Origin of the sequence: Nisaea sp., assembly GCF_040217065.1 — a bacterium.
In the GTDB taxonomy this organism is placed as follows: Bacteria; Pseudomonadota; Alphaproteobacteria; order Thalassobaculales; family Thalassobaculaceae; genus Nisaea.
On sequence record NZ_JAVJNX010000006.1, the window covers coordinates 16,393 to 33,719 of the forward strand.

At 63.8% G+C, this 17,327-nt stretch carries 17 protein-coding genes; 10 read left to right on the forward strand and 7 right to left on the reverse strand.

Annotated features, from left to right (window positions below):
* The first annotated feature begins 724 nt into the window (after positions 1-724).
* From RH950_RS08290 to RH950_RS08305, 4 genes are all read left to right on the forward strand, one after another.
* Positions 725-1,258: a methanogen output domain 1-containing protein gene (locus RH950_RS08290; protein WP_350055594.1), complete on the forward strand. Its 534-nt coding sequence runs from the start codon at positions 725-727 to the stop codon at positions 1,256-1,258.
* Positions 1,251-2,474 carry a PAS domain-containing sensor histidine kinase gene (locus RH950_RS08295; protein WP_350055596.1) on the forward strand — a complete coding sequence of 408 codons (1,224 nt, stop codon included), beginning with the start codon at positions 1,251-1,253 and terminating at the stop codon, positions 2,472-2,474. Before RH950_RS08290 ends, RH950_RS08295 begins: the two co-directional genes overlap by 8 nt.
* 258 nt (positions 2,475-2,732) lie before the next feature.
* Complete coding sequence (locus RH950_RS08300) at positions 2,733-3,701, forward strand: quinone oxidoreductase family protein (protein WP_350055598.1); 969 nt, start codon at positions 2,733-2,735, stop codon at positions 3,699-3,701.
* A 27-nt stretch (positions 3,702-3,728) separates the two neighbouring features.
* Positions 3,729-4,397 (forward strand): hypothetical protein, encoded by a 669-nt coding sequence (locus tag RH950_RS08305; protein WP_350055599.1) that lies wholly within the window; start codon positions 3,729-3,731, stop codon positions 4,395-4,397.
* Between the two features lie 127 nt (positions 4,398-4,524).
* On the opposite strand, the gene RH950_RS08310 is transcribed toward RH950_RS08305, so the two are convergent.
* Positions 4,525-4,935 (reverse strand): hypothetical protein, encoded by a 411-nt coding sequence (locus RH950_RS08310; RefSeq protein WP_350055601.1) that lies wholly within the window; start codon positions 4,933-4,935, stop codon positions 4,525-4,527.
* A gap of 380 nt (positions 4,936-5,315) precedes the next feature.
* Between RH950_RS08310 and RH950_RS08315 the strand changes: the two genes are divergently transcribed.
* Complete coding sequence (locus tag RH950_RS08315) at positions 5,316-6,143, forward strand: AsmA family protein (protein ID WP_350055603.1); 828 nt, start codon at positions 5,316-5,318, stop codon at positions 6,141-6,143.
* A gap of 31 nt (positions 6,144-6,174) precedes the next feature.
* Here RH950_RS08315 and RH950_RS08320 read toward each other — a convergent pair whose 3' ends face one another.
* Both RH950_RS08320 and RH950_RS08325 read right to left on the reverse strand, forming a co-directional pair.
* On the reverse strand, positions 6,175-7,449 hold the full coding sequence (locus tag RH950_RS08320) for an Hsp70 family protein (protein ID WP_350055605.1): 1,275 nt from the start codon (positions 7,447-7,449) through the stop codon (positions 6,175-6,177).
* Between the two features lie 155 nt (positions 7,450-7,604).
* Entirely contained in the window at positions 7,605-8,621 is a 1,017-nt protein-coding gene (locus RH950_RS08325; protein ID WP_350055607.1) for a 1-aminocyclopropane-1-carboxylate deaminase, read from the reverse strand.
* Between the two features lie 158 nt (positions 8,622-8,779).
* Between RH950_RS08325 and RH950_RS08330 the strand changes: the two genes are divergently transcribed.
* Complete coding sequence (locus RH950_RS08330; RefSeq protein WP_502889747.1) at positions 8,780-9,244, forward strand: Lrp/AsnC family transcriptional regulator; 465 nt, start codon at positions 8,780-8,782, stop codon at positions 9,242-9,244.
* Between the two features lie 160 nt (positions 9,245-9,404).
* A complete protein-coding gene (locus tag RH950_RS08335) occupies positions 9,405-11,165 on the forward strand; it encodes a cobalamin-dependent protein (protein WP_350055611.1) in 1,761 nt (586 codons plus the stop codon).
* On the opposite strand, the gene RH950_RS08340 is transcribed toward RH950_RS08335, so the two are convergent.
* Both RH950_RS08340 and RH950_RS08345 read right to left on the reverse strand, forming a co-directional pair.
* Positions 11,162-13,129, reverse strand: a complete 1,968-nt coding sequence (locus RH950_RS08340) for a methyl-accepting chemotaxis protein (protein WP_350055613.1) — start codon at positions 13,127-13,129, stop codon at positions 11,162-11,164. The genes RH950_RS08335 and RH950_RS08340 overlap by 4 nt on opposite strands.
* A 136-nt stretch (positions 13,130-13,265) precedes the next feature.
* On the reverse strand, positions 13,266-13,871 hold the full coding sequence (locus tag RH950_RS08345; RefSeq protein WP_350055615.1) for a carboxymuconolactone decarboxylase family protein: 606 nt from the start codon (positions 13,869-13,871) through the stop codon (positions 13,266-13,268).
* Positions 13,872-14,027: 156 nt separating this feature from the next.
* Here RH950_RS08345 and RH950_RS08350 point away from each other — a divergent pair, with 156 nt between their 5' ends.
* The 3 genes from RH950_RS08350 to RH950_RS08360 all read left to right on the forward strand — a co-directional run bounded on the left by RH950_RS08350 (position 14,028) and on the right by RH950_RS08360 (position 16,377).
* Positions 14,028-14,636, forward strand: coding sequence for a DUF1684 domain-containing protein (locus RH950_RS08350; RefSeq protein WP_350055617.1), 609 nt, complete (start codon positions 14,028-14,030; stop codon positions 14,634-14,636).
* Between the two features lie 147 nt (positions 14,637-14,783).
* Complete coding sequence (locus RH950_RS08355; RefSeq protein ID WP_350055860.1) at positions 14,784-15,836, forward strand: SDR family oxidoreductase; 1,053 nt, start codon at positions 14,784-14,786, stop codon at positions 15,834-15,836.
* Between the two features lie 31 nt (positions 15,837-15,867).
* The gene (locus RH950_RS08360; protein WP_350055619.1) at positions 15,868-16,377 is read left to right on the forward strand and encodes a nuclear transport factor 2 family protein; all 510 of its coding nucleotides are present in this window, start codon (positions 15,868-15,870) and stop codon (positions 16,375-16,377) included.
* Between the two features lie 13 nt (positions 16,378-16,390).
* Here RH950_RS08360 and RH950_RS08365 read toward each other — a convergent pair whose 3' ends face one another.
* Positions 16,391-16,699: a virulence factor gene (locus tag RH950_RS08365; RefSeq protein ID WP_350055621.1), complete on the reverse strand. Its 309-nt coding sequence runs from the start codon at positions 16,697-16,699 to the stop codon at positions 16,391-16,393.
* Between the two features lie 13 nt (positions 16,700-16,712).
* Positions 16,713-17,327, reverse strand: a complete 615-nt coding sequence (locus tag RH950_RS08370) for a DUF1638 domain-containing protein (protein ID WP_350055623.1) — start codon at positions 17,325-17,327, stop codon at positions 16,713-16,715.

Sequence of the window (17,327 nt, forward strand, 5' to 3'; positions counted from 1 at the left end):
TGTCAGCGGCACGCGCGGCAAACGAACAGGAGGATGGAAGAGCACACGTTTTCCCGTTGAGGCGGACTGGGCACCGACGGCCGGGCAGATCAGCACATGGCAGCGTCAATCAGCCGGGAATCCCCGACGATTCGGCCCTGATCCCGGCCGGAAAGTGCCGCGTCCCGGGATCGCGCCCAGGCCGTCGGGTCACGCAGTTCCTGATCCGGATGGCGGCGGCTGCGCGCAACGAAGCCCGGAAATGCCGGCCGGCCGGAGTGAAGGGAACTCGGGGATCACAGGGCGGAGATCTTCATCGCGAGATCGCGAATCAAGTCGGACGTTCCTTTGACTTACCCGCCTGCTCCAACCCACACTCTAGATTGCTTTTTTACTCAATGGCTTGCGGAGAGCCGCTCCTGGGGCACGCCTGCCATCTTAGATTTCCCAAAAAAAACAAGGCATCAGACAGACCAGCCAATCAGGCCTTTCGGTCGATGCAGTTGCAAAAAATTAATATCGCTTTAACTCACAATTGATACGTTCAAGTTTCCCGACAAGGCCATGTGCTCACAGGGGGTGGCCGAAAACACCGCTGTGCGAGGCCGGGACGGATTGCTTTCTGAACCGGGCCACAACGGACAGCGTATGTTTCAAGAGTGATGGACTCTCGGAGAGACTGAACATAATCGAGTGATAGTTCCGACTGAATTACTGCAACATCCAGCATCAGAAGGACGCTTCAATGACGAGCCAACACGATCAGCCGGGGGCCGAACCGGATCTCGACAGAGACGGATTCTTCCGGCGGATGATCTCTGACCTCGCGGAAACCCTTCAGGATGTGGTCGGTGAGCGCGACGCAAGGGGTTTCATATCCATAATCGGCGCCAAGATGGGCGACCGCCTCGACAGGCTCTATCGACATCATCTGGAGAAAGACGTTCTTTCACGGCCAGACGTCGCCAATGCACTGGTCGATCTGAAGACACGGATCGGCGGGGACTTCCACGTCGTCGAGCAGGACGACGAGAAGGTCGTGCTGAAGAACAGCAAATGCCCTTTTGGCGCTGCGGTCGAAGGCAAGCCGGCGCTTTGCATGATGACGTCCAATGTCTTTGGGCGAATTGCCGCCGAGAATCTCGGCTATGCAAGGGTCGAGATCGAGGAGTCCATTGCGTTGGGACACGCGGGTTGCTCGGTCGTCGTGTCGCTGAAACAGTCGGACGGGAAAACCGGAAACGGGATCGAGTATTTCGGGCGAGAGCGCAGTGAGTGACCTTGTTCGCCGCGGGATAGCGGAAGAGATCTCCGATCCGATTGTCGCGGTTGCACGGGACGGCAGGATCTCCTGGTCGAATGCCGCATTCAGAGACCTGACCGGCTCCGCTTCCTCAGGGGACGAAATAGGAACCTGGCTGGAACCGTCAGGATGCCATCTGGCCGATCTGCTGATCCTGGCGCGGTCAAGCACGGCTCCGATGCCATTCCGCGCCTCGGTCAAGACGAGCAGCGGCACGAAATTCCTGAAAGCCGAGCATTGGCGGCTTCAGGATGCCGGCGGGCCTGTTGTCGCATTGCGCTTCTTCTCGACCGAGCAGGACGCCTCGCGTTTCGTCACCCTGACCGAAACCATCGACCAGCTCAACCAGGAAGTGCAGAGCCGCAGGCATGCCGAAGGCGCCCTGCGCAAAGCCATCTCCGATCTTGAAATAGCAAACAATACGAAGGACCGGATACTGGCCGAAGTCAGTCACGACCTCCGGACACCGCTGAATGCGATCATCGGTTTCTCCGATGCCATGCGGCATGGGATAACTGGCCCGCTTACAGACAAGCAAAGCGATTATGTCGATTCCATCCAGCAAAGTGGCATCATCCTGCTGGATCTGGTCGAGCAGATTCTCGAGGTCGCTCAAGAAAGATCGGAAACAGATGAGGTCGTGGAGCGGCTGGTTGATCTGGACGCCTGCATCTCGCGCTGCATTGAGGCTGTCAGGACAGCCAAGCAGGACAAGAGCCTCGTGTTCCTCGTTCCTGACGACTGCCTCCTTCCCAGACTGCAGACCGAGCAGGCCACAATCACCACAATCCTGATGAACCTGCTGGACAATGCAGCCAAGTTCTCCCCGCATGGCGGACAGGTCTCAGTAGAAACAGACCGGCAGGCAGATGGCGGCCTGTCGATCCGGGTCTCGGACCAGGGCCCCGGCATCGCGGACGACGAACTCGATCGGATCGCTCTCCCGTTCTATCGGGCCCAGGCCACCACCGTTGCCAATAGCGGCGGCTATGGGCTGGGCCTTTCCGTCGTGGACAGGCGGCTGAAGGCAATAAACGGTCACTTTGAAATCCGCAGCCAGATCGGTGTCGGCACCGCCGTGACCGTGCACCTCCCGGCCAACCGCGTGCACTGGCCACAGGCCCCGGATACGGGTTCCCCGGCCCAGGAGACCAGACAGAGGCACCGTCGCCCGGATGGCAACACCGGGTGAAGAGGGCGGGCGGCGAGGCCAGGTCTTCGCCCCCCATTCGGCTTTCGTGATACCTGCTGGAGAGCCGCGACCTGCAAGATCAACGCACGGAAACCGCCATCACAAGATCACCGGTCAAATTCGGGATGATGGTGTTGTTGCCGCCACATGGAACCGTGCATTGACCCCTGAAGCGGGCCGGGACGACATTGCGTCACAAGCGGAAAGCAATCATCCGCAGACCAATATCAAAAAAGAGCTCCGGGGAGATCCACCATCATGGCGCATGCAATCATCATCCACGAGCACGGCGGTCCCGACGTGATGCGCCTTGAGGAGGTCGCTGTCGGCAACCCGGGGCCGGGCGAGGTGCGGCTGCGGCAGACCGTGGTCGGGCTGAACTATATCGACGTCTATCAGCGCTCCGGCGGCTACAAGCTCGGTCTGCCCGGCTGCATCGGCATGGAGGCCGCCGGAATCGTCGACGCCGTCGGCGCGGATGTCGAGACCGTCAAGGTCGGCGATCGGGTCGGCTATGTCATGGGCACGCCCGGCGCCTATGCCGAGCAACGGATCTACCCGGCTGAGCGGCTGATCCCCCTGCCCGACGATATCAGCGACGAACAGGCCGCGGGCTCGATGCTGAAGGGGCTGACGGTGTCCTACCTCCTGCGCCGCACCTTTCCGGTGCAGGCCGGCCAGACCGTCCTGCTGCATGCGGCGGCCGGCGGCGTCGGGACGATTGCCTGCCAGTGGCTGAAAAAGATCGGCGCCACGGTGATCGGGACCGTCGGATCCGATGAAAAAGCGGAGATTGCCAGGGCGCATGGCTGCGATCACCCGATTGTCTATACGCGGGACGACTTCCAGGCCCGGGTAATGGAGATCACCGGCGGCGAGGGTGTTCCGGTGGTCTATGACGGTGTCGGCGCCGCTGTCTACGAGGGCTCGCTCGGCGCATTGGCCCGCTTCGGCACGCTGGTGCATTTCGGCGCCGCCTCCGGGCCCGCACCCGCGGTCGAGCCGAAACTGCTGGCCGGCAAGGCGCTCTACTTCACCCGCCCGGGTCTCGCCCCGCACACGGCGACGCGCGCATTGACCCTCGATATTGCGGGTGCGTTGTTCGACAAGATCCGTGACGGCGTGAAGATCGAGATCAACCAGACCTATGCCCTGAAGGATGCCGCCGAGGCCCACCGTGCGCTTGAGGCACGGGAGACGACGGGGTCGACGATTTTGACGGTTTGATCCTGCCAACCGGGAGGAAACCCACACATGACAGACGCGGTGATGGCGGTATGGGGCGATGCGGCGCCTGAAAGCGATGCCGAATTCAGCGAGTGGTACCACCGCGAACATATTCCGGAGCGGGTCGGCATGCCGGGCTGGCGCAACGGCCGTCGCTATCGCAAGCTCGGACGGGGCAAGCACAGATATCTCGCGGCCTACGATGTCGAGCGGCTGGCCTGTTTCGACGATCCGGTCTATCGCCATGCGCTCGACCATCCGACGGAATGGACCTCCCGGATGATGCAGGAGTTCCGCAATTTCGTGCGCGCGACCAGCCGGGTGCGGTTCTGCAGCGGCGACGCTCTGGGCGCGGTCGTCGCGACCGTGCGCTACGATCCGGGCACGGGCGACCCGGAGGCGATTGCCCGCTGGCTCGCCGGCGCCGCCCTGCACGATCTGCGCACCCGCGAAGGCATCACCAGGGTGCAGCACTGGCAGGCCGATATGGGCCGCTCCCTGGCCGCAACCGGCGAGCAGGCGATCCGCAGGAGCACGGACGGGGAGGCGCCGTTCACGGCCGTGATCGAAGGCACCGACCGGGCCTTCGTCGAAGCAGCCCTGAAGGAAGCGGGGATCGTCGACGGCCTTGCCGAACGCGGCGCGAATTCCGTGGATACCGGGCTGTACGCGATGATGTTCGCGCTGCACGCCTGAGAAATCCTCTTCCCGCCATTGGAACAGGAGCGGAATCGGGGGCTCGGCCTTGAATTAGGGGGACATGGCCGTCATCGCCGCGGGAGCGGCGCCGGCAGGCAGGGACAAGAGACGGGACCGGGGCGCCTCAGGTGTCCGCCTTCGCGGAGATGCCCGTGCGCACCCTGGCCACCTGCTCGGTGCCCGAGAAGACGGCGTGATGGGCCATCTCGCTGTTCTTCAGCTGGATTTCGAGAATCCATTCCGTGTCGGACCGCCGCATCTTCTTGCTGCCGGCCCGCGGGATGACGATATTGGTTTCAATGCAGAATCGGACCAAGGCCTCGACCACAAACTTGTGCTCCAGGATATAGTTGTCATTGCGAACATTCGGACCGAATTTCGCCTCGATGGTGACCAGAATGTTGCCGTCTTCATGGGCTTCGACACCATGCACGGCACCCGGCGGCAGAAGGTCCTTGCGGACCCGCCGGAATGAGTCGACCGCACCGGTCAGTTCGGCGTCGCTGAAGATTATCGTTCGGATTTCGCGTGGCATGGGACCGGTATTTGAAGGTTAAAAGTGACTGCGGGATTAACCAACCCTAGAGCAGATGTCTTAATAGGATATGAACGGATCGCCGGGCTGCTGGATAAGAGCGATTTTTCCATGTGCGCCCGTCTCGTATGCCCGACCGTCGTACCGGCGGTCCGGAAAAATGGCCCGCGCGCCGCTGCCCGGCCGGACGGGACGGCCCCGCATCACTTCCGGAAAAGCGCCCAGGATGCGCCGACAGCCACGCCAAGCCCATGGCGGCGCGCCACCCGCCCTGATGCCTCCGGCGCTGGACCTCTCAACCGGAACCCGACTAGACTCAGCGCCGGAACGGCATTGCAGCCGCGCGGCCGATTTCGTCCGCACCAACCGGGAGTTTGACGATGAAACGTTTGCTGATCGCTCTGGGCGCGGGCGCCGCCATCCTGCTGGTGGCGGTGGTCGCCGTCGTCGTCTTCGTGTTCGGCAATCTCGACTCCCTGGTCAAGGACGTGATCGAGAGCCAGGGCTCGGAGGTCGCCGGCGTGCCGGTCACCGTCTCAGGGGTGAAGATCGAGGTGCTGGACGGCCGCGCCGCGATCAGCGGGCTGACGGTCGGCAATCCGGCGGGCTACAGGAGCGACAGCGCCATCTCGCTCGGCGGCATCAGCGTCGCGCTCGATACCGCCAGCGTCGGCGCGCCGGTGATCGTCATCACCGAGATCGCCGTGGACAAGCCGATGGTGACCTACGAGCTGGCTTCGGGCAGCAACAATATCGGCGTCATCTCGGACAATGTGAAGAAGAGCACCGGAGACGGGTCTGCCGGCAGGGCCGAGCCCGGCGAGAGCGCCGCCGCCGGCCGGAAACTCATCATCGAGACCCTGCATATCCGCGGCGGCACGGTGCGGGTGGCCGCCTCGGTGCTCGGCGACCGGCAGATCGAGGGCAGGCTGCCAGACATCACCCTGCGGGACATCGGCAAGGAGTCCGGCGGCGCGACGCCCGAGCAGGTGGCCGAGAAGGTCATGGCGGCCCTGACCAGCGCCGCCAGCCAGGCCGCGGCCACGCTCGGGGTCGGCAAATCCCTGGAGGGCCTGAAACAGAATCTCGACGCGCTGACCGGCGGCAAGCTGCCGACCGATACAGAGGGCGCCAAGAAAGCGGTCGAGGATGCCGGCAACGAGCTGAAGAAGGCCGGCGAGGGCCTGAAGAAGCTGTTCGGCAACTGATCCAGGGCACCGTAGCGGGCGGACTCCGGCCTCAGCCGGCCGCACACATCCTCTGCGCCGCCTTGGTCAGGCCGTTCGCCACCGCCGTGAACGGGTCGGACGGCACGATGCGGGCGGCGGGAACCACATCCATCAGGGTCCGGCGCATGTCGGGCAACAGGGTGGAGCCGCCGGTCAGCACGATATGGCCGACCTGCTCCGGCCGCACCCCGGCCCTGCCGAGGGTCTCCCGGGCAGCCCCGGCGACCCGCTGCTCGAGCGGCGCGAAATGACGTGCCAGGGCGGGCCGGTCCACTGTGATGGCCGGCAGATCCGCCATGTCCGGGAAGGCCAGTGCCGCCAACTCCCTGTCACTCAGGGCGATCTTCATCCCCTCCACGGCATTTGCCAGCCGGTGGCCGAGCTGGCGTTCCAGCAGCTCCAACAGGCGCGCGACCTTCTCCGGCTCCAGCGCCTGGCGCAACACCGCGCGAACATCCCGCTTCATGGCGTAGGAATAGCAAAAGTGGATTTTCTGCCAGGTCGCGAGGTCGCTGTAATAGCCCGGCGGCACCGGCAGCAGCACGTCCGAGGTCAGCGCCTTCATCTCGGTGCCATGGCCGAAGACCGGCATCACGGCCTTCAGGGACAGCCGCTTGTCGAGGTCCGTGCCGCCGATATGCACGCCGTGACTGGCCAGGATCTCGAACCCGGCGATCTCGCGGGCGGCGGCATCCGGAGAGCGGCGGGCCAGGGTGAAGTCCGACGTACCGCCGCCGATATCGGCAACCAGCACATGCTCCGCGTCCGGCATGGCCGCGTCCGCGTCGATCAGGGCGGCGACAGGCTCATAGACGAAATGCACCGGCCCGAAGCCAACCTCCTCCAGAACCTCACGCAGCAGGGCCTCCGCCCGCGCGTCCCGGGTGTCGTCCTCGTCGACGAAACGCACCGGCCGGCCGGCGACAAGCCCGGCAATCTCCCCGCCGGCGGCCTGCTCGACGCTCTTCTTCACCGAGATCAGGAAACTGGAAAGCAGGGAGCGGAATGGCCAGGAGCGGGCACCCATCCGGGTCGCGTCATCGGCAAGGCTGGTGCCCAGGATGCTTTTCAGCGCCCGCAGGTAGCGCCCTTCATGGCCTTGCAGGAAGCGCACCTCGGCGTCGTGCCCGCTGACCAGCACGCCCTCTTCCTCGTCATAGAACAGGGCGGTCGGCACGGACTGGCCGCCATGCTCGAAGGTATGGAGGTCAAGAGCATTGCCGGACGCATATCCGATGGCGGAATTGGACGTGCCGAAATCCAGCCCGGCGACAATCTTTTTCATGGGATGCGGGCTCTCTCGGAGTGGAAATACAGATTCCCGTCGCAGCGGAGCCGACCTGTTTACAGGCACTCCCCCATAGGGGGTCAAGATGAAAGTGGTATGGCCACGAAACCGTCATCCCGGTCGAAGAGCGGGATGGCGGCGGTCAAAAAACCCTACCCGTTCCGGTAGGTGTAGCTGTAGCCGTTCAGCGCGGGGGAGCCGCCGAGATGGGCGTAGAGCACCCTGGAGCCTTCCGGGAAATAACCCGTCTTCACCAGATCCATCATGCCCTGCATGGATTTACCCTCATAGACCGGGTCGGTGATCATCGCCTCTGTCCGGGCGGAGAAGCGGATGGCGTCGCTGGTCTCCTTGCTCGGCACGCCGTAGGCCGGATAGGCGTAGTCTTCCAGGATGACGATCTCGTCGTCCCGCACCGCGCGACCGAGCTCGACCAGTTCCGCCGTATTGTCGACGATCTGCCGGACCTGCTCGCGGGTCTGCACCGGGGTCGCCGAGGCGTCGATGCCGATCACCCGGTCCGCCCGGTCATCCGCCGCGAAGCCGACGATCATGCCGGCCTGGGTGGAGCCGGTGACGACGCAGACGACGATATAGTCGAAGGTGATGCCCATCTCGGCCTCCTGGGCCCGGACCTCTTCGGCGAAGCCGACATAGCCGAGACCGCCGAACTTGTGCACCGAGGCGCCGGCCGGAATGCCGTAGGGCTTGCCGCCGGAATCCCGGACCTCCTGCATGGCATCTTCCCAACTCTGCCTTATGCCGATATCGAAACCCTCGTCGACCAGCCGGCTGTCCGCCCCCATCAGCCGGGTCAGCATGATGTTGCCGACCCGGTCATAGACCGCGTCCTCGTGCGGCACCCAGCTTTCCTGCACCAGCCGGCATTTCATCCCGAGCTTGGCGGCGACGGCGGCGACCATGCGGGTATGGTTCGACTGAACGCCGCCTATGGAGACCAGCGTGTCCGCGTTCGAGGCGATGGCGTCGGGCACGATATATTCCAGCTTGCGCAGCTTGTTGCCGCCCATGGCGAGACCGGAATTGCAGTCGTCCCGCTTGGCATAGATCTCGACCTTGCCGCCGAGCGCCTCGGTCATGCGGGGCAGATGTTCGATCGGGGTCGGGCCGAAGGTGAGCGGGTAGCGCTCGAATTTCTGAAGGTTCATGGGCTGGCTCCTTGCGCTTGAAATGGTGCCGGAACGCTAGCAAAGAGCGAACGGAAGGTGCTTCCGTTCTGAAGCCATTGATTCCGTAAAGGACAGGATGATCAGATATCGATAATATTATTCTCTCAAATAATTGCGATAAAATGAGAGAAATGACCATGCCTGCCGAGCTTGACCGAACGGATCGCAACATCCTGCGCCACCTGCAGCAGAACGGGCGGCTGAGCAATGCGGAACTCGCCTCCCTGACCAACACCAGCCCGGCTACCTGCCACCGCCGCACGCAGAGGCTTTTCGCCGACGGCTACATCTCCTCGGTCCGGGCCCAGATCGCGCCGGAGAAGGTCGAGCGCGGCACCCTGGTCATGGTTGGCGTGGTGCTGGACCGCTCGACGCCGGAAAGCTTCGGCGAATTCGAGGCGGCGGTGAGCAAGCTGCCCTTTATCCTCGACTGCCATCTGGTGGCCGGGGATTTCGACTATTTCCTGAAGATCCGGGTCAGCGACATTGCCGATTTCAACGTCATGCACGGCTCCAAACTGATCGCCCTGCCCGGTGTGCGGCAGACACGGACCTTCTTCGTGATGAAGGAAGTGACCGACAACGCGCCGCTGCTGTTCTGAACACCACGGCATCTTCACTCACTTAGGTCGTCATCCCGGGTCAGGCCCGGGATGACGATGATGGGAGAGTGTCACAGGAATATCCGGCACAAGAATTTGGTCCCTCCGCCACCCCATGCATAATGATCTCTCCGGCCCCTCCACTCGCCAAAGTGCCCCTATGCTGCCAGACCGTTCCACCATCCTGCCCGAGCCCGATCTGCCGAACGGCGCGGACCTGCTTGCAGACGGCGCGAAGCTGGCTGGCGCTTGGAGCGTCGGACAATCCGCCTTTCTGAAAGAAGCCGGCGTCTCCTCGGAGCATGACTACAAGCTGCGCCGGATGGCCGAGGGCGGCATCATGCAGCATGCCCAGCTCGGCTATCGCGATCCGGTGAAAAGCATCCGGGCCTATCGGGAGATCTGGGAGGCCTGCCGCCTGCGCGGGATCAGGGTCGACCGCTACGGGCTCTGCCTCGACTGGTCGATGGCCCTGCCGAAAGCCGTCCGCGAGAAAGCGACGCGCGGCACCGGCATGATTTTGCGCGGGGTCGAGGATTTCGTGGAACTGGCCAACGCAGCACCGGTCGCGCCGCATTTCGGTGATTTCGTGCTCGGCTTTCCGGCGGCGCTGGAGAACACACAGGCCGCGCTGGCGGCGGGCAGCACCACGGTCGGCAATCTCGGGCAGTATTTCACCTTCCGCATTCCGGGCCATGACGACGATATCGCCGCCACCCGCGAGACCGTGCGCGCCCTCGGGCTGATCGCCGCCCAGCCGGTGCCGGTGCTGGTGCATTCCAACATCGATGACGGGTTCGGCGCGCATCTGACGGACCTTGCCTCCTGCCTCGGCCTGATCCTGATCGAGCGGGAGATCGGCCGGCTGGCCGGGGTGCCGGTTGTGCATTGCTACGGCCATCATTTCTCCGACCCGCTGGCCCGTCTCGCCTTCCAGCGCGCCCTCGCTCTCTCCGGCCCCGCCGCGCCGGGCTCGATGATCTACGGCAACACGACAAGCTACCGGGGCACCCCGGCGGAGAATGCCGCCAGCCTCTCCAACTATCTGCTGATCGACGCACTGGGCCAGGCAACCGGGCCGACGGGCCACGCCATCAACCCGGTTCCCGTCACCGAGAACGAACGTATCCCGGAAATCGACGAGGTGATCGAGGCTCAGCTCCATGCCGGGCGCCTGAAGGAACATGCGCTGGACTGGGTTCCCCTTGTAGCGGAAGAGGAAGCCGACGCCATTGCCGCCAAAATACTGGAGGGCGGACGCGCCTTCGCGAAGGCCGTACTGAAGGGCCTCGCTGAAGCGGGTATCGATACAAGCGATGTGTTCGAGCTGCTGCTGGCCCTCCGCCGGATCGGCGCGCGCAAGCTCGAAGCCGCCTTCGGCCCGGGCATGCCCGACCCCGACATGATCGGCGGCCGCGCACCGCTGGTGCCCGCGACCATCGTCTCCGAAATCGCGGAGATGGCCGGGGCGGCGCTGGCGGAGATGTCGGTAGGCGTGCGCACATCATTATCCGGCAGCGGCCTGAAAGTGCTGGTGGCGGCGGGGGACGTGCATGAGCACGGCAAGATGGTGGTCGAGGAACTGGTCCGCCAGCTCGGCCTCACCGCACTCGACGGCGGCGTCTCCACCGACCCGGAAATCCTCGCTGCCCGCGCCGCGGAGACACGGCCCGACGCCATCGCCATCAGCACCTATAACGGCGTCGCGCTGGGCTATTGCCGGACGCTGAAAGAGGCCCTGTCGGAACAGGGCCTGGATATCCCGGTGCTGATGGGCGGACGGCTGAACCAGATCCCGGACGCCTCCAACTCCAGCCTCCCGGTCGATGTCGGCGCGGAGCTTGAGGAAGAAGGCGCCCTGCTCTGCCGCTCGGCAGCAGAGCTCGGTCCGGCGCTGATCGGGCTCCTCCGTCCCCTCTAGCCAGAGCGGACTTCGGCGAGGAAGCCGTTGACCGCCCGGGTCAGTTCCCCCGCCTGACCGCCGAGATTGTTCGCCTTATCCTTCACCCCGACGGAGACCGTCCGGGTTTCCGCGGAGGCGGAGACGACCTCGCCGATATTGATGGTGACGTCCTGCACGTTGGACGACGTGGATTCGACGCTGCGTGCAATCTCGTTCGTCGCGGCCGACTGCTCCTCCGCAGCGGCGGCAATGGTTCCCGCCACCTGGTCGATATCGTTCACGGTGCCAGCCAGCGCCTCGATCGCCTCGACGGTGCTGCGTACGGCTTCCTGCACCTTCTGGATCTGGCCGCCGATCTCGTCCGTCGCCTTGCCCGTCTGGGAGGCGAGAGACTTGACCTCGTTGGCGACCACGGCGAAGCCTTTGCCCGCCTCACCGGCGCGCGCAGCCTCGATTGTGGCGTTCAGCGCCAGCAGGTTGGTCTGCTCGGCAATGTCTGTAATCAGCCCGACGACCTCGCCGATCTTGTCCGCAGCCTCAGACAGCTCCCTGACCTTGTTGGAGGTTTCTTCCGCCCGCTGAGCGCCGTCACGCGACATCCGGCTGGTATTCTGCAACTGCTCGGTGATCTCCCGGATCGACGCTGCGAGTTCCTCGGCGGCGGCGGACACGGTCTGCACGCTGCTTTCGCTCTCCTTGGCCGCGCTTTCGACTGTATTTGCACGCGAGGAAGCATTTTCGGCAACCTGCATCAGCGTATCGGCGGTCGTACCGAAATCGGCGGCGGAGCCCGCCACCGCGTCGACGATACCCTTCACCTGGTCCTCGAACTTTTGCGCCAGAGCGAGCATTGCGGCGTGGCGCTCCTGCTCGGCACGGGCCTTGTTCGCCTCTTCCTCTTCCTTCAGCCGTTCAGCCTCAACCAGGCCGTCCCGGCACTCGGCCATGGCACGGGCCATGACGCCGATATCGTCGGCGCGATTCTGGTAAGGGATGTTGATCGAGAAGTCCTTCTGGCTCAGGCGTCGCAGGACTTCGATCGCGCTTTTTAGCGGCGCCGAGATCAGTCGATTGACGATAAACAGCAGGACCAGAAGAACTATGGCGCTGACCGCGGCCATCACACCCGCCGAGATGTAGGCGTTATTGATGGACTTGTCGAAGCGAGCCCGGTCGACAGCCACCAGCACAGTACCGATCACATTGCCGGCAAAGTCGGTCACCGGCTGCGCCGCCAGGGCAGAAGAGTGGCCCGCGACCGCGATATTCAGGTCGAATGCCTCACGTTTCGTTCCCGCCTCGAGCAGGGCCGGATCGAACACAATATCCTCCGGGAACGTGGAGGCCAGCTTCTGCATGCCGTCTTTTCGGGAAACGTAAAGCGCCGCGTGTACGCCGTGCTTTTCCCGGAAGGCGTCAAAAAAGCTCTGCCCGAAGGAAAGCCCGAACTCGACTGAGCCGATATGGCCGTCGGCATCTGTGATCGGTGCAACCCCGCGCATGCCCAGCCCGGCGACCCCGACTTCCAGACCGTTGGTCGAAACCTTCTCGTTATTGACCTTCAACACCGTGTTTCGGAAACCGGACAGATCGTCGCCGAACTTCTCCGGGTTATGGACCCGCAGGAAAGACGTCGCCGGCGGCAGGTGAAACTGGAATTGGCGCACACCATAGTCCGCCTTCAGTTCCTTGAAGCCTGGAACGAAGATCCCTGCGAGCTTTTCGCGATCGCCGGCGCGCATCGCTTCAATCACATTGGATTGCAGGGCGACCAGCCGGGCCATCGAAAGAGCACGCAGCCCTTCCTGCTCGATTTCCAGGGTCAGTGTCGTTGTGTTGGCTGTCAGCCGATTCTTCAGTGCCGTATTCGTCAGCTCAAGAGAATTGTTGAGGCCGGACACTGTGGCGATCGCAATCGCGATCAACAAACCCGCCGCAACCAGCAGCGCGAGTTTGGTTTTTACCTGGAGCTTCCGAAACATTGCGCATTCCAAAAATTATCCTTCGCAGAAGCATGAATTTAAAAGACCGAAATTAATTAACCATTAAACCAAAATCGAACCTGAACATCTTCCCATAGTGCTGGATCCCCTCGAGAACGCCCTGCCTCCCGCAGCCTCAGCTATGCGACCAGTTATCCGGATCGTCCGACTCGTTCGGCGAAAGTCCGATGATGTCACCGGCCGTGCTGACCCCGAGTCCCAGAACCGTTCTGTTGGCGTAACAGAAGTAACTGACAACCTGGTTCACCTCGAGAATGCGCCCGTCATCGAGCCCGGCGGCGCGCAGGGCCTCGATTTCGGCCTCGTTGATCATGGCCGGGTCGCGGGTCAGTTTCTCGGCATAGCGGCACATTTCAAGCTCCGCGCCCTCGAAGGCCTGCTCCGGCGCATCGGCCTCGAACGCGGCCCGGATGGCGTCGGCGCGGGCATCGTCTGCCAGCAGGCGCTTCATGCCCTGGAAATGATGCTCGACGCAGTAGCCGCACTGGTTGATCTGGCTGACATAGACGCCGAGCGCCTCCAGCATCCATTTCGGCACCTTGTTGCCCGTATGGTGCAACACGTACTTGTAGAGATGCATGTGTCCTTCCATGGAATGGGGGCGCAGGCTGTGGGCCATCATGATGTTGTCGACATTATCGTCCGGTCCCTTGACCCGGTCATACAGCGTCTTCAGACGGCCGGTTGCCTCCGCATAGGGCACTGTCGCGATCCAGGTCATGAGGTTTCCTCCGGGTTGCCTGCTTGTTGCTTGAGGGCAGCTTCGGCCCAGGAGGCAACACGGTCAAGCCGTGCCAACCGGCAATCTCACACGCCTTTGAGGTGGCATCTCCAGCAAGAGCCCCCATGTGTTTCGGAAAATTGTTGGGGGACCGTGATGAAGACCGTTTCGCTTGCCGACTGGCGCCGCCGGGTTGCCGAGCTTTATACCGATATCCGCAGAGCCGAGGATCCGGAGACCGCCTGGGCTCTCTGGCGCGACACAAGAAACGACCTGTTCTGCGGCCATGACCAGTCCCCCATCGGGGACGACCGCAGGGCGAACTACGGCGCCATCCCGCTGTTTGATTACGATCCCGAAATGCGCTTCGAGGTCGATCTGGAAGCGCCGGAAAGCGATACCGTTCTGGCCGGCGAAATTGGCAATGACGGGCATATCTCCCTGCGGCCCGCCGCCCGTACGCAAGGGCTTGCCTCGAAGCTTGGCGCCGAGCTGACCGTCTACTGGATCGAGGGCTATGGCGGCGGCACCTTCCTGCCCTTCACTGACGCCACCAGCGGGAGCGAGACCTATGGCGGCGGCCGCTACCTGCTGGACAGCATCAAGAGCGCCGATCTGGGCCAGACGCCGGACGGCAAGCTGATCCTCGATTTCAACTTCGCCTATCACCCATCCTGCTATCACTCGCCGGACTGGGTCTGCCCGCTGGCCCCACCGGGAAACCGCCTGCCGGAGCCTGTCCGGGCGGGCGAGCGAGTAGGCTAAACCGTCCAGCCACAGCATGGACAACGGCAGGCCCTTCTTGCGTTCGTTGGGGCGGACCGTGCCGTCCCGGCATGACAACCGCTGGGCGGAATTCACCTTGCCAAGCCTCCCGCGCCATTGTGCAGTTCAGGAAAACCGGTGGGGGTGATGTCGATGGCGGCGATGACGGCGGTGGTACTGGGCGCGAGCGGCATGCTTGGCGGCGCGATCTGCCGGCGCCTGATCGAGGATGGGCACAAGGTCGTCGGGGTCAGCCGCAGGAAACCACGCGAGCCGCTGCCGATCCCCTACCTGTCGATCGACCTGCTCGATCCGGCGGATTGCCGGGCCAAGGCGGCGGAACTCTCCGACGTGACGCACATCTTCTATGCCGGACGCGCCCCGCACGGCGAAGGCGGCAACGAGTCCGTGGAAGACAATCTCGCCATGCTGGTCAATGCGGTCGAGGCCGTCTCCGCCGCCGCACCGGGCCTGCGCCACGTCAATCTGATGCATGGCACCAAATATTACGGCAATCATCTCGGCCCCTACAAGACACCCGCCGAGGAGGACGATCCGCGGCCCGGCGTGCCCAACTTCTACTACGACCAGCAGGACTGGATATCCGCGCTCGACGTGCCGTGGAGCTGGAGCGTCGTGCGGCCGCCGCTGGTCTTCGATTTTACACCCGGCAAGCCGCGCAACCTGGTCTCGGTGGTCGCCGCCTATGCCGAGATCATGCGGGAACTCGGCCGCCCCTTCAGTTTTCCCGGGACCGAGGTCGCCTATGACTGCCTCGCCGAATGCGCGCTCGCCTCTCACGTCGCCCGGGCCGCCGTCTGGATGGCCGGCGAGCCGGCAGCCGCCAACCAGGCCTTCAACATCACCAACGGCGATATCTTCCGCTGGAGCACCCTATGGCCGCGTTTCGCCGCCTATTTCGGTCTCGAAGTCGGCCCGCCGCTTGGCATTTCCCTGGCGGAGACCATGCCGGCACACGCCCCGGTCTGGGACCACATTGTCGCCAAGCACGATATTGCCCCGACGCCCTATAGCGACATCGCCCTCTGGGACTATGGCGATTATGTCTTCGCGCCGACCTACGACATCATCGCGGACACGACCAAGGCGCGGCGCGCGGGCTTCCATGATGTGGTCAAGTCGGACCGGATGTTCACCGATCTGTTCGACCGCTATCGCGCGGCGCGCCTGATCCCCTGATACGGCGCACATCCAAAAACGGGAGGCATGCATGACCGACGCGGATCTCGCCCGCTTCACCGACATCGCGGCGATCAAGCGGCTGAAGGCGCGATATTGCCGGTATATCGACACCAAGCAGTGGGACCGGCTCGCCGGCCTGTTCGCGCCCGGAACCACCTTCGAGGGATTCGGATCGGCGCCCACCGGTGCCGACGCGCGCGCCTTCGTCACCGGCATTTCCACGCGGATGAAGGATGCGGTCTCGGTCCACCATGTGCACAGCCCGGAGATTGCCTTCTTCGGCCCGGACCGGGCCCGCGGCATCTGGGCGATGATGGATCTCGTCGAACTCGGCCCCGATATGCCCCTGAAAGAATTTCCAGGCGCCCGCGGCTATTGCGGCTACGGTCACTACGAAGAGGAATATCTCTGGGCCGACGGGGTCTGGCGGTTCAGCTTCCTGCGCCTGACCCGGCTGCGCCTCGATCCGATGGCGCCGGACCATCCACTGATCCGGCATGACCTGCTGGCCCATGCGCCGGACTGGCTGGACGGCTGAAACGCCCCGGCCTTCAGGCGTTGCCGCCATTGGCGATCAGCGCCTTCAGTTTCGCGCCGTCATATTCCGCCTCGAGTTTGTCAGCTGCCGCCTGCGCCTCGGTGGCGAGATCCTCACCGCATTCCACCGGATCAGCCCGGCGCCAGCCGTCGAGATAGGCGCCCTCGTCTTCCGAGCCATCCCGCATCGCGGCCATGTCGATGGCATGGACGAAGCGCACGGGCAGCTCGACCTTGGCCTGCTCGCGCTTGCGACCCCGGCCGCGTTCGGCGATGACCTGGGCCGGGATGTCGCGCCAGTAGACGGTGATGAGATGCGCCATGTCTCCGCTCCGTTCAGTGCCCGGTCCGGGCGATTTCGATGAATGTCTGCAGCTCGCCATAGCCGCGATAGCGGTATTCGAAGGCGAGACCGAGCCGTTCGGCGGCCTGCTCCGCCTTGGCTTTCAGCCGCGGGTCTTCGGTCTGGGCGATATAGACCAGCGCCGTGTAGTTGCCGAAATACAGGTCGAGCAATTCGGGAAATCGATCCAGCCCGAGCCCCTTGACGATCAGCCGGTCGAAATGCCGGACCAGGTAATCCGTCAGGAAGAAGCAGGCCGGGTCCGCATCGGTGAGTGCGGTGAACGCGTCGGTGCCCATGAAGAACTGGTAGCAGTGCGGCCCGGCGATGCGCTCGACGCCGAATTCGGCGATCACCTTGTCGATCTCGCCGCCGGAACCGCAATCTCCATAGGCGACGAACACCCGTTCATAGCCCTTTGCCGCCTGCAGCTTGCGGCGCAGGCCGGGGGCGATCTTTTCGGGACGATTGTGCCAGATGGCGGGCAGGCAGGTAATCTCGAGCGCGTCCCAGCCAGTGCTCTCTTTCAGAGCGACCAGCTCCCGGCCGAGAGCACCGCAGGCAATCACGAGGGCCCGCGGTCTCTCCGGAGATGTCGAGGCGGCCAT